The sequence below is a fragment of the Telluria sp. AIW5 genome (assembly GCF_056680575.1).
The window spans coordinates 4,441,839-4,454,408 of sequence record NZ_CM155289.1 but is presented as its reverse complement, the minus strand read 5'-3'; the positions used below and the strand labels follow the sequence as shown (position 1 = coordinate 4,454,408).

The 12,570-nt window shown below is 62.8% G+C and carries 9 protein-coding genes and 2 tRNA genes; 7 read left to right on the top strand and 4 right to left on the bottom strand.

Annotated features, from left to right (window positions below; genetic code table 11):
- The first annotated feature begins 28 nt into the window (after positions 1-28).
- The 4 genes from folP (at position 29) to AC1MEM_RS19645 (ending at position 2,536) form a co-directional block, all read left to right on the top strand.
- Entirely contained in the window at positions 29-865 is an 837-nt protein-coding gene (folP, locus tag AC1MEM_RS19660) for a dihydropteroate synthase (RefSeq protein WP_499473356.1), read from the top strand.
- Positions 866-908: 43 nt separating this feature from the next.
- Positions 909-2,246, top strand: coding sequence for a phosphoglucosamine mutase (glmM, locus tag AC1MEM_RS19655; RefSeq protein WP_499473355.1), 1,338 nt, complete (start codon positions 909-911; stop codon positions 2,244-2,246).
- Positions 2,247-2,314: 68 nt separating this feature from the next.
- A tRNA-Pro gene (locus AC1MEM_RS19650) sits at positions 2,315-2,391 on the top strand.
- A gap of 68 nt (positions 2,392-2,459) precedes the next feature.
- Positions 2,460-2,536, top strand: a tRNA-Arg gene (locus AC1MEM_RS19645).
- A gap of 57 nt (positions 2,537-2,593) precedes the next feature.
- On the opposite strand, the gene AC1MEM_RS19640 is transcribed toward AC1MEM_RS19645, so the two are convergent.
- Positions 2,594-3,079, bottom strand: coding sequence for an Rv1443c family protein (locus tag AC1MEM_RS19640; protein ID WP_499473353.1), 486 nt, complete (start codon positions 3,077-3,079; stop codon positions 2,594-2,596).
- Positions 3,080-3,266: 187 nt separating this feature from the next.
- Positions 3,267-4,352, bottom strand: a complete 1,086-nt coding sequence (locus tag AC1MEM_RS19635) for a M28 family peptidase (RefSeq protein ID WP_499473351.1) — start codon at positions 4,350-4,352, stop codon at positions 3,267-3,269.
- Between the two features lie 232 nt (positions 4,353-4,584).
- On the opposite strand from AC1MEM_RS19635, the gene AC1MEM_RS19630 reads away from it, so the two are divergent.
- Positions 4,585-5,547, top strand: coding sequence for an MBL fold metallo-hydrolase (locus tag AC1MEM_RS19630; RefSeq protein ID WP_499473350.1), 963 nt, complete (start codon positions 4,585-4,587; stop codon positions 5,545-5,547).
- 5 nt (positions 5,548-5,552) lie between these two features.
- Here the strand turns inward: AC1MEM_RS19630 and AC1MEM_RS19625 are convergent, their stop codons facing one another.
- On the bottom strand, positions 5,553-6,833 hold the full coding sequence (locus AC1MEM_RS19625) for a family 1 glycosylhydrolase (RefSeq protein WP_499473348.1): 1,281 nt from the start codon (positions 6,831-6,833) through the stop codon (positions 5,553-5,555).
- A gap of 503 nt (positions 6,834-7,336) precedes the next feature.
- Between AC1MEM_RS19625 and AC1MEM_RS19620 the strand changes: the two genes are divergently transcribed.
- Together AC1MEM_RS19620 and AC1MEM_RS19615 are read left to right on the top strand one after the other, a co-directional pair.
- Positions 7,337-8,464 carry a polysaccharide biosynthesis/export family protein gene (locus AC1MEM_RS19620; RefSeq protein ID WP_499473346.1) on the top strand — a complete coding sequence of 376 codons (1,128 nt, stop codon included), beginning with the start codon at positions 7,337-7,339 and terminating at the stop codon, positions 8,462-8,464.
- 16 nt (positions 8,465-8,480) lie between these two features.
- Complete coding sequence (locus tag AC1MEM_RS19615) at positions 8,481-10,766, top strand: polysaccharide biosynthesis tyrosine autokinase (RefSeq protein WP_499473344.1); 2,286 nt, start codon at positions 8,481-8,483, stop codon at positions 10,764-10,766.
- 581 nt (positions 10,767-11,347) lie between these two features.
- Here the strand turns inward: AC1MEM_RS19615 and AC1MEM_RS19610 are convergent.
- Complete coding sequence (locus AC1MEM_RS19610) at positions 11,348-12,550, bottom strand: acyltransferase family protein (protein WP_499473342.1); 1,203 nt, start codon at positions 12,548-12,550, stop codon at positions 11,348-11,350.
- Positions 12,551-12,570: the final 20 nt, after the last annotated feature.

Genomic DNA, 12,570 nt, shown 5'->3' with positions numbered 1-12,570 from the left:
CATTCTTCCTCGACTTTCCACTTCTACTATGCGTCAACTGCTGCAATGCGGCCGCTTCAGCTTCCGGCTCGAGAAGCAGCCCCTGGTCATGGGCATCCTGAATGTGACCCCCGATTCCTTTTCCGATGGCGGCCGCTACGGCTCGCTCGAGTTCGCCATCTCGAAGGCCGAGGAAATGGTCACCGACGGCGTCGACATGATCGACATCGGCGGCGAATCGACCCGCCCCGGCTCGCCGAGCGTCCCGGTCGCCGAAGAACTGCGCCGGGTAATGCCTGCCATCTACGCCTTGCAGGGCCTGGGGCGGGCCTTGTCGGTCGACACCTGCAAGCCCGAGGTCATGCGGGAGGCGATTATTGCCGGTGCTGACATGATCAACGACATCAACGGTTTCCGGGCGCCGGGCGCGATCGAGGCCGTGAAGGACAGCGATTGCGGGCTGTGCGTCATGCACATGCAAGGTACGCCCCAGGACATGCAGGCCGAACCCGTCTATGGCGACGTGGTCCGGGACGTGACTGATTTCCTGCGCGAACGCATCGACGCGCTGCTGGCAGCCGGCGTCGAGCGCGAGCGCATCTGCGTCGACCCGGGCCTCGGTTTCGGCAAGACGGTCGAGCACAATTACGCCTTGTTGCGCGCCACGGCCCGCATCGAGCAGGAACTCGGCTTGCCGGTGCTGATCGGGCTGTCGCGCAAATCGATGATCGGCGCCGTCACCGGCCGTCCCGTCGAAGGGCGCTTGCCCGGCAGCATCGCAGGCGCGTTGGCTGCTGTCGCGCATGGCGCTAAAATCGTGCGGGTACATGATGTGGCAGAAACGGTCGACGCGCTGAAGGTCTGGCGCGCGGCCACTATTGCTTAATTGCACAATTTGTTATTGATTAATTTACGATAAAGAGAAGAAAATGGCACGCAAATATTTTGGTACGGATGGCATTCGCGGTCAGGTCGGCGTCGCGCCGATCACGCCTGACTTCGTGATGCGCCTCGGCTACGCCGCCGGCATGGTGCTGGCCAAGGACTACGCTGCCAGCAGCCGTCCGACCGTCTTGATCGGCAAGGACACGCGCATTTCCGGCTACATGCTCGAAGCCGCGCTGGAAGCGGGCTTCTCGGCAGCGGGCGTCGACGTCATGCTGGCGGGTCCGATGCCGACCCCGGCAATTGCCTACCTGACGCGCGCGCTGCGCCTGCAGGCCGGCGTCGTGATCTCGGCATCGCACAATCCGTTCCAGGACAACGGCATCAAATTCTTTTCCGCGCACGGCACCAAGCTGCCCGATAGCGTCGAACTGTCGATCGAAGAGGCGATCGACCAGCCGATGGCATGCGTTCCCTCCGACAAACTCGGCCGCGCCACGCGCCTGCGCGACGCGCAAGGCCGCTACATCGAATTCTGCAAGAGCACCTTCCCGAGCGAACTCGACCTGCGTGGCCTGAAGATCGTCGTCGACAGCGCCCACGGCGCGGCCTACGCCATCGCCCCGCACGTGTTCCACGAGCTGGGCGCAGAAGTCGTCTCGATCGGCGCCACGCCGGACGGCTTCAACATCAATGCCGGCTTTGGCGCCACCGCACCGAAAGCGCTGTCGGCCGCCGTGATCGAGCACAAGGCCGACCTCGGCATCGCGCTCGACGGCGACGCCGACCGCCTGATCATGGTCGACGCTTCCGGCCGCGTGTATAACGGCGACGAATTGCTGTACCTGATGGTGCGCGACCGCATGTCGACCGGGCAGGTCGCCGGCGCCGTCGGTACCCTGATGACGAATATGGCACTGGAAGTGGCCTTCAAGGAACTGGGCGTCGGCTTCGCCCGCGCCAAGGTCGGCGACCGCTACGTGCTGGAAGTGATGCAGGAGCGCGGCTGGATCCTGGGAGGCGAGGGCTCGGGCCACCTGCTGGCGCTGGACAAGCACACGACGGGCGACGGCATTGTCTCGGCCCTGCAGGTGCTCTCGGCGCTGAAGCGCAGCAACAAGTCGCTGGAAGCGTGCTGCAGCGAACTGACGCTCTATCCGCAAACGCTGATCAACAAGCGCGTCAAGCCGGGCTTCGACTGGACCAAGGACATGGGCATGGTTGCAGAGAAGGAAGCGGTCGAGCGCGAACTGGGCGACGCCGGCCGCGTGCTGATCCGCGCATCGGGCACCGAGCCGCTGATCCGCGTGATGGTCGAAGCGAAGGACGCGGAGATGGCCGACAGCATGGCGCGCCGCATCGCGGACAAGCTCGCGGCCTGAGAACGGAATGCAAGTCCTGAGGTGCCCGCATTGACGCGGGACCTCCGGGCGAGTATGATGAATGTATTCGGAGTGTAGCGCAGCCCGGTAGCGCACCTGGTTTGGGACCAGGGGGTCCAAGGTTCGAATCCTTGTACTCCGACCAAGTATTACGAACGGGCCGTTTCGACGGCCCGTTTTCATTTCTGCGTCGACATTCGTCAGCGCTTCTCTCTGCCCATAGCTCAGTTGGATAGAGCATCAGCCTTCTAAGCTGAGGGTCGCAGGTTCGATTCCTGCTGGGCAGGCCAGTGAAATCCAGAATTTTCCGCTTTTCAATCGCGCTTTCTATCCTTGCCCTGCCGCGTTCAAACCGCGGCGCCCTGCGCCGGTTTTACTGCCCCCTTGGCAAACGACTTCGCGAGTACCGCATGCCGGTGTTCAAAAAACAATTTCACGAACCAGCCGACCAGCGGCCCCGCGATGCGCGGCCTGAAGGTCAGGTTGTCGGTCACGAGCGTGCCGTCCGCCGTGGGCGTGACGATGCGCTCGTGGCGCCAGGAACGCATCGACAGCAGGGGAGACTGCTCGACGAAACGGCGGCCCGGTTCGAGTTCGGCGAAGGTCAGCTTCGACATATCGATGGGAAAAAGTCCGAGCAGCAGGAACTGGCAGCGGCATAGGGGCTTGTCCAGCGTCATGTCCTCGGCGATGTGGGTCATGCCCTTCGGAAAAGTCATCTTCAGGACGGGCCACATCTCGGCCTTGATGCCCTTGATGGAGGTCGACCAGGCCCAGACTTCCTCGGCGGAAGCTGGAACGGTCGTCGTAAAGGTGTGTCGTACTGTGCTCATCGGGCCTCCACTGTTCATCGAACAGATTGTCGGCGCAACTGTTACATCAGTCCGTTAGCCAGTTCGCAGTTCGCGTAAAGTTTTTGGGAATGCGTTTCAGGCGCGGGAGGAGGGTGCGGCGGCGGCGCGACGCACCGCCTGAGCAGTCGTTCAGGGAACGAGGGGCCGGATCGCGCCCCTCCCATCCTTATTTCAGGTTGCGGCCTTGCCAGATACCCAGGTACTTGGCCGCCTTCGGATTCTTCGCATCCCACTTCGGCGCGGTCGTGCCGTTAGCGATCGTCCAGATCGCCAGCGCAACAGTGCGGTCGACTGCGGCCATGTTCTCGTAATCGATCTTGTCCCAGTGGTCGCCCGCGCCATGGTAGTCGGGGAAACCGTAGGCCACGCTCACCGTGTGCGATGGAATGCCCTGGTCGGCGAGCGCCTGGTTGTCGCTGTGGGCGAAATACTTGTCGCTGTTGACCGGGTGCTTCCAGACGCGGATGCCGGTGTCGTCGCCGGCCGACTTGAGGATGGCGCCGACGTCGGAAAAATCGAAGCCGGTGACGCCGACGGAACGCACCTGGGCGCCTTCGTTGTCGTCTGTGCGTCCGACCTGTTCCAGGTTGATTCCGGCGATCGTCTTGTCGATCGGCACCAGAGGGTGAGCGCCGTAGTAACGCGAACCCACCAGGCCATGTTCCTCGCCGAACACCGTCATGAACACGATGCTGCGTTTCGGGCGCGTCTTGTTCTGGCTGAAGGCCCTGGCCAGCTCGATCACCGACACCGTCCCGCTGCCGTCGTCGTTGGCGCCGTTGAAGATGCCGTCGCCCTGGCCGGGTTTCATGCCCACGTGGTCGTAGTGCGCCGTCACCAGCACATACGTGTCCTTCAAGGCCGGGTCCGAACCGCGCAGGATGCCGACGACATTGCGCACCTTCACAGGCGCGGCCGGCGTTGCCGGTGGATTCTTTGCGCGCCGGGGATCGATCAGGTTCCAGTCGGCCGTCTGGAAATAGCCATCGTCACCGAGCGGCTCGAGCCCGGCCGCGCGGAACTGCGAGGCGATGAATTCGGCCGCGATATCGAGCCCGCGCGAGGGCGTGCCGCGGCCCTCGAGCGCATCCGAGGCGAGGAAGGACAGGTTGCCGCGCATCGAAGCGGCCGAGATGCGCTCGATTACCGGCGCCACCTCGGCCGGTACCGGAGCGGCAGTGGCGGCAAGAGGCAAGGCCAACGACAGGCCGAGCAGGGCGGGGATGATGCGGGGAAGCAGACCTTGGGACATGGGAGAGCGCGTAAGCGTTTTGATTAGTTGGTGAAGTAACAAAGCTGCTCAAGTATATCCCGGCGCGTTGCGCTCGGGAACCGCCTTGCATGGCTGGCGGACGCGGGGGAGGAGCGCTGAACATGGTGCGAGTTGTTTGTCTGGAAACGAACGCCGCCGGGATAGTCTTTATGTTAACGTCTTGGCCTCCAAGGGGCTCCAAGTAGCGGGCTCGTCCATTTACGGAGTGTGTATGCGTGTTCATCGTTTGCTGGGGTCTGCCGTCTTGCTGGCCGCATTCGGGATCTCCTTCGCGGGCCTCGCGCGAGCGGAGAGCCAGCCGCAGGCGGTCGTGCCGCAGGGCGATACATATACCCTCAAGCTCCCCGCCGGCGAGCCGGCGGCGGCCGCGGAATCGGGCACAGTGCAGTTCATCGGCACCGCGACCGTGCTGATCCGATACCAGGGACTGACCATCCTGACCGATCCGAACTTCCTGCACAAGGGAGACCACGTGCACCTCGGCTACGGCCTGACCGCCCAGCGCCAGACCAACCCGGCCATCGACTTCGACAAGCTGCCGCCGATCGACCTCGTGATCCTGTCGCACATGCACGAGGACCATTTCGACAAGCTGGTGCAGGAGCGCCTGAACCGCAACACACCGATCGTTTCCACCCGTGAAGCGAGCGAAAAGCTCAAGCGCCTCGGCTTCCAGCAGCGCTTTGCGCTCTCCGACTGGGACAAACTCGAGGTGACCAAGGGCGACACCCGCCTCCGCGTTACTGCCGTGCCCGGCCGTCATGGCGCGGCCGGGGTGTCGGTGCTGCTGCCGACGGTGATGGGCAGCGTGCTCGATTTCGGCGCGAACGCGGAGACGCCGGACTACCGCATGTATATCAGCGGCGACACCCTTGTGTACGACGACATCCGCAGCATTCCGCAACGCTTCCCGGGCATCGACCTGGCCCTGCTGCACCTGGGCGGCACCCGCATCCTGGGCGTTTTCAAGGTGACGATGGATGGCAAGGACGGCGTCCAGATGATGCAGATCATCAAACCAAAGAAGACGATCCCGATCCACTACAACGATTACGACGTGTTCAAGTCGCCGCTGGCCGAGTTTGCGCGCGAAGTGAAGGCGGCAGGGCTGGAGGACGGCGTGGTCTACCTGGCGCACGGCGACACCTATTCCTTCACGCTGCGCAAGCGCTGAACCGGTCAGCCCTGGATGGCCCCGCTGGCCGGAGCCTCGGGGGCGATCGACGTGATCTCGGTGCCGAATTCGTGCGGCATGACGACCGGCACCTGCAGGCAAATGCTCTTGGTCGGCAGTACGGCTTCCCAGGCTTTCACGAGTTCGCGGTAGGCGACGCCGACCGGACGGATCTGGCGGTCGAGGTCGAACAGGCCGAGCGCGTTCACATTGCCGTTGTTGACGCGTAGCGCGCTGTCCCAGTCGACCTGGTCCGTCAGGGAATACCAGGTGAAGCCGATCAGGGGGACGCCGTTGTTGCGCACCCGGAGGACATTCGCCCATTCCTTTTTCAGCCAATACACCGCCTCGTCGCCCCCCGGGCCCTGGCACAGATTCGTTTCCGTGTGCATCACCGGCAACCGGTAGCGGTTGTAATACTGGTGAGTAATGACCGCGTAGCCAAAGATCTCGCCGGCCGCGCGCGTCATGCCGTCCGCCGCGACATAGTGCTCGTTGGTCTGGTAATAGTCGTTGCCCATGATGCAGTGATGCTTCAGATTGTGCTGGAGGAAGAAATGGTATTCCTCGCGCCGCATCCCGTTGTCGAGCAGGTATTCGTACATGTCGGAATCGACGCGCCGCCCGTAATTCAGGTCGAGCGCGAGAAAGCGGCGTGCATTGTTCATCTCAGCGGGGCCGACGGCGTCGGGCGACTCGGCGTGGAAGTATTCGGTCGACTCGCTCTGGATGAACAGGGCATCCGGGCGTACCGTCAGGATCGCATGCATGGCCAAAATGTTAGCCTTGACCAAGTGCTTGATCGCGGTCACGAAGGCGGTGTCGCTGCGCATTTGCTCGTTCCACCAGCCGTACAGGGTCGAAAAGACCGCACAGATCCACATCTCGTTGATCGGCGTGTACATTTGCACCCAAGGGTAGCGCCGAGCAAAAGCGCTGGCGTAGTTGGCGAACAGCTCGGGAAAATCCGGATTCTGGAAATTTCCGATCCAGTCGGGCACACCGAAGTGGCAGAGGTCGACGATCGGGGCGATGTTGCGGCGCTGCAGGTCGGCGAAGGTCAGGTCGGCGAATTCCCAGTCGAAGCGATTCGGGCCGAGCCAGGTGCGATGCAGGGGCGGGCCGTAGCGCAGCACCCGCAAGCCGAGTTCCTGCACGAGGTCGAAATCGAGCTTCCAATGCTTGTAATGGCCGCATTTCTCGAGCTCGTCCATGCGCACCTGGCCGTCCGCGATGGTCGGCGCGCTGTTCTCGATCCCGGTCGCGAAAATGAATCCTGCAAGCATAGGTAGGCCTCCATTGGTATCAGGGCGCTACCAGTATCGTCCACGCCGCCGGCAATTGCCAGCGTGTGCACGCGCTGGCCCGGTCAACGCGCTGCTGCCAACTCGACAATACAGGGTCGCGGCAGCATGTGGCGCGCTCGCTGCCGACGTGAAGTTTGCTCCAGCGACTCGTCGGGTGGTGATCGGATTGTCGTTGTCTTCGATGATGCATGCGCTGATCCTGTCGGTCCCGGCATGCTCCCTTTCGCTGGACCTGGCCGCGCGTCGACGTGACCGGAATCTGCGGTATCCGGCTGTTTACCCGAGTCCTTCGGGTTGCCGGGAGAATCGCGCCGGTCTTTCCTCGTCTTGCGGGAATCGTCCGGGCGGCGTCATCACCAGCTCAGCCGTGCATCACCAGCTCACTTGCGCCTGCCGTTTGACGTGCAGCAAAGTCTCCGATGACGGACGCCTTACGCTGAGTTAGTCAGCCATAACATCCCAGTCCATCCCATAGGCAAGTCATGAAACTCCCATCAGTAGTTGTGCGGTTGCGCTTTGTCGCCGCCTTAACTGTGCTGGTCCTGGCCGGTTGCGCCCCCGGGTTGCAATTCCGATCCGAGGGCAGTGGTGCCTCCGCGGACGCGCCGCCTCCCACGGAAATGATTACAGAGCAGTTGATCGCCACGGAGAAGCAGGCCAATTTGCAGCAAGTCGACCAGGACCTCTCGCAGTTGCTGCTGCCGCATCAGTCGCGGTACACCATCGGCCGCGGTGATATCCTGTCGATCGTGGTTTGGGACCATCCTGAACTGGCCGCCGGCGGCATGACCGCGGCCACCGCAGCGGCCGACGTCACCGCTTCCAGCGCCGCCAATGCCAATACATCACAGCCGGGATTCGTGGTTGACCACCAGGGGCGCATCCAGTTTCCTTTCGCCGGACTGCTGCCGGTCGAGGGACTGACCGAAGACGAGGCGCGCGCGCATCTGACGCATAAGCTCGCCAAGTACATCGCCAACCCGAACATTACCCTCCGCGTGCAGTCCTACCGTAGCAAGCGCGTCTATATCGATGGCGAGGTCAAGTCGCCCGGCCTGCAGGCGATCAACGATATTCCGATGACGCTGGTCGAAGCGCTCAATCGCGCCGGTGGACTGCTCCCGACCGCGGACCAGAGCCGCATTGCGCTTGAGCGCGGCGATGCGCGCTACCGCATCAATCTGCGCGAGCTGGTGCAGAAGGGCGTTAATCCCGGAAACATCATGCTGGCGCACGGCGACGTCGTGCGGGTCCACTCGCGCGACGAAAGCAAGGTGTTTGTCTCGGGCGAAGTGGTCACCCCCCGCGCGCTCCCGATGCACGACGGCCGCCTGACCCTGAACGAGGCACTCGGCGAGACCGGGGGGATCAGCCCCCTGAGCGGTGACGCGCGCCAAATCTATGTCGTCCGCAAGACGCCTGAGCGCACCCGCGTGTTCCAGCTCGACGCGCGCCTGACGGGCTCCATCGCCATGGCCGAGTCGTTCGACCTGCGGCCAAAAGACGTGGTCTACGTTGCCGCCTCGCCGATGGCGAAATGGAACCGCCACCTCAGCTTGTTGTTCCCCGGCGCGCTTACCTCCGCGGTTGGCGTCACCAACCGGCCCTGAGCCAAGGGAGCCGAACATGACCAAGCACTCCGACAACCATACGCTGACCCATCTTGCGCACAGTCCGCCCATCCTGAGCGTTCCGTTCGACCCGCACCCGACGCAGGGCGCTGCGGACGAACCCACGGTCGACCTGAAGGCATATTTCAATACGCTGTACGAGAGCCGCTGGCTGATCGGCGGCATCACGGCACTGATCACCCTGATCGCGGTGTTGTACGCCCTCGTGGCCAAGCCGGTGTACGAAGCCAACCTGATGATCCACGTCGAGGAGGAAAGCCCATACGCCTCAAAGAACATCTTGAGCGAGGCGTCCTCATTGTTCGAGACCAAGAAGGCCGCCATCGCCGAGATGGAACTGCTGCGCTCGCGCATGGTCGTCTCACAGGCGGTGGACAACCTGCAGCTCTACATTGAGGTGCAGCCAAAATATTTTCCCGTCGTCGGCTTCTGGTTCGCAAACCAGAACGACGGCGTGCTCGCCAACCCGGGCTTGTTCGGCTATGGCGGCTATGTATGGGGGGGCGAAAAGGCAGAAGTGTCGGTGTTCGACGTCCCTGAAAGTTGGCTCAACCGCGAGTTCACGCTCACTGCGAATGGCGTCAATCGCTATCACTTTTCCGGAGGGGGCCAGCGCCTGGCTTTCGACGGTACAGTCGGCCAGCGTTATCGCGTCGCGACGCCGGACGGGAGCATGGAGATCAAGGTCGACCGGCTGTACGCGAACCCCGGTGCGCGCTTCAGCCTCAAGCGCAAGTCCCGCCTCGGGACGATCCAGGCGATCCAGACGGCCATGGTCATCACCGAGCAGGGCAAACAGTCGGGCGTGATCGAGGTCAAGCTGCAGGGCGAAAACGCGAAGCGCATCAACGCCTTGCTCAGTGAGATCGGCCGCGAATACATGCGCCAGAACCTGGCTCGCAAGACGGAGGAAGCGGAGAAATCGCTGGCATTCCTGAACAAGCAGCTGCCGATCCTGAAACGCCAGCTGGAGCAATCCGAAGACCGCTACAACCAGTTCCGCAATTCGCACGGCACTGTCGACCTGCGTGAGGAAGCGAGGATGAGCCTGGCACAGGCGACTGCAGCAAGGGCGCGCCGGATCGAGCTGCTGCAGAAAAAAACCGAGTTGCTCGCACGCTTTACCGAAGACCACCCGATCGTTGCTGCGATCAACCGCCAGCGCAAGGAAGTCGACGCCGAGATCGAGGAAGTCGCCGCACGCATCAAGACTTTACCGGTGCTCGAGCAGGATGAGGCGCGGTTGACGCGCGACATCAAGGTCAACACCGATTTGTACACAGCACTGTCGAATACGGCGCAGCAGCTGCGGCTCATTTCGGTGGGCCGTGTCAGCAACGTGCGCCTGATCGATGCGCCGATCGCGCCCGAAAAGCCGCTCAAGCCGAACCGCCCGCTGATCGTCGCGCTCGCGGTCGTTACCGGCCTGTTGCTGGGAACGCTGCTGGCCTTTGCCCGCAAGGCGTTGAAGGGCGGCATCGACGATCCGCACAAAATCGAGCGCTTGCTGAACGCACGTGTCGTCTACGCATCGATTCCCCACAGCGGCAACCAGGACAAGCTGCTGCGCAAGGCGCGCGGCGACCGCGCCGTGCTGCCCTTGCTGGCCCAGATCATGCCGGAAGATCCGGCGGTCGAAAGCCTGCGCAGCTTCCGGGCAGCGTTGCAATTCTCGATGCCGCACTTCAAGAACAACATCGTCATGTTCGCCGGCCCGACTCGCCACCTGGGCAAGTCCTTCGTCGCCGCCAACTTTGCGGCCGTCATGGCGGCGAGCGGCAAGCGGGTGCTGCTGATCGACGCCGACCTGCGCAATGGCCAGTTGCACCGCTATTTCGGCGTGGCGCGTGACCTGGGACTGTCGAAAGCGATCACTGGCGCAATGCCGGTCGAGGACGTGATTCATCATGAAGTGATGGAGAACCTGGACTTCATCCCAACCGGCGCCTTGCCGCCGAACCGTTCGGAGTTCTTGCTGCATCTTAATTTAGGCGAGCTGCTCGAAGCGGTCAGCGCCGATTATGACCTGGTGCTGCTGGACCCTCCGCCCATCCTGGCCGTGGCGGATTCGCTGATTATCGGCGCCCACGCCGGCGCGGTCTTCATCGTGACCCGGGCTGGGGTAACCAACGAGGCTGACATCACAGAGTCGATCAAGCGCCTGAACCTTGCAGGAATCTCGCCGCAGGGCATTCTGTTTAACGATATGATGCCTGTCATTGGCCGGCGTGGGACTCTATATCAGTCGGAGTCTAGTGTGCAGATCGGCTACTCGGCCTGATTTGTGTATGCCGTCGCGGGTTCGCGCCAGCCCGCCGCAGGGAGTCCTCTCCACAGCTATAACGCTTGGCGTCGGCCGGCGTTGGGTCCTCTGTCAGTCGGAGTCTGGTGTGCAGATCGGCTACTGGGCCTGATTCGTGTGCGCCGCCGCGGGTCCCGCGCCAGCTCGCCTCAGGGGATCCTCTCCACAGCTATGACGACTGGCATCGGCCGGCGTGAACACGATATCGGTCGAAACCTCGCGTCCAGATTCCGTCCACATCGGCGATTCGGCCTGAGTCCACGCCGCGGCGGTGTGCCATGTCGCAGTAGGGATGTCGGTTGAATGAAGCGACGATCGACGTCGCCCCGGGCCGGGGGCCTATCATGCGCATCCTGCTGAGTTGCTGCCCTATTCAGCCTGATGATTCGGTGCTGCGGGTCTTCGCCAGTGGGTTGGCGGCCCCATCGGCGGCCACTTCTGATCGCAAATAAGCCAGCTACCTATTCGCGAATGAAGCAGGCCGGTGGCCGATACCCGCGCGCCGAGCCGGTCCCGGATTCGTGATTCTGCGAAGCCGGGCGGCGGGTTGGCTATTGGAGTTAGCGCTTGGCCCGCGCCGGCACGGTTTCTTGAGGTGCTGCATGGCGCCGCGCAACCAGGTCCTTCACGATTCGCCGGATGCGGTAGGTCCGCGATTCGAACATGAGGTAGGACAGGTAAGACGCGCCCATCAGGATTGCCAGCATGCCAAGGTAGACCACGAAGTGCAAGGGCTCGCCGGGCGACAGCTGGGGCAGCGCGAATTGCGTGGTTGCGATGTGTTTTAGCAGGAAAATCAGCGGGACGTGCAGCACATATAGGCTGAAGGAAAAGTCAGCGAAGAAGTTGCCGACGCGGGCGAGCGGCTGGCTTAGCGTCGAGTCCGGCGCCGCCTTGAATTGCAGGCTGGAGAGCATTACCAACAACAGGACGCTGGCCACAAGGTCCGTTCCGAGCGTGTCTGCGTTGAACTCGTCATTGTCGCCAGTCAGCCGGAAATAGGACAGGGCGGCGACCAGCAGTACCAGCCATGCGCAACGCGCCGTAACGCCGCACTCGATGCGCACGCGCGAGAACACCACCCCGAGCAGCCAGATGGCGAAGTACATCGTGATTTTGCCGGGAAGGAGGGCGGCTGCCAGTGCCAGCGCAGCGCCGCTGGCGATGCGGGCGCTGTGGCGGCGCGCGGTGAACAGCACCACCAGCAAGGGGAATAACGCGTAATACCAGGTCTCGTTAGCGAGGCTCCAGAGTGCGTAGTTGCCGCCGAAATCGTCCAACGTCACGTTCTGCAGCCCAAGCAGATTGCCGAGAAACGATAGCGCCGAAAATTCGTTAGCGGCCGAGAAATCGATACCATTCGGATGGAGCATACCGGTGGCGAGGCCGAACAGCAGCGTCAGCCCGAAGGTTGGAATCAGCACGGTCCAGAGACGGGTGGCGCGGTCGATCGCATAGTTGGTGATGGCGCCCGGATGGCCCATCTTGTTGAGCAGGCTGCCACCGACCAGCCATCCGCTCATGACGAAGAACACGAGCACCGCCTGGTGTCCGAATCCCGTGATGAATGCGAAACCCTGGAACCACAGGGAGGGATCTGCCAGCGTACTCAGGCCCGGATACATGTGTGCGCGCAGGTGTGCGGCGGCGACAAGAAACGCGGCGAGACCCCGTAATATCGAAATCGTGATCGAGTGCCAGTAATCCTCGCCGAGCGGGCTCTGTCGCTGGAAGGACGGGCGCGGTAGGTTGTGCGTTCGCATGGGAGACCCTTGGTATGGTT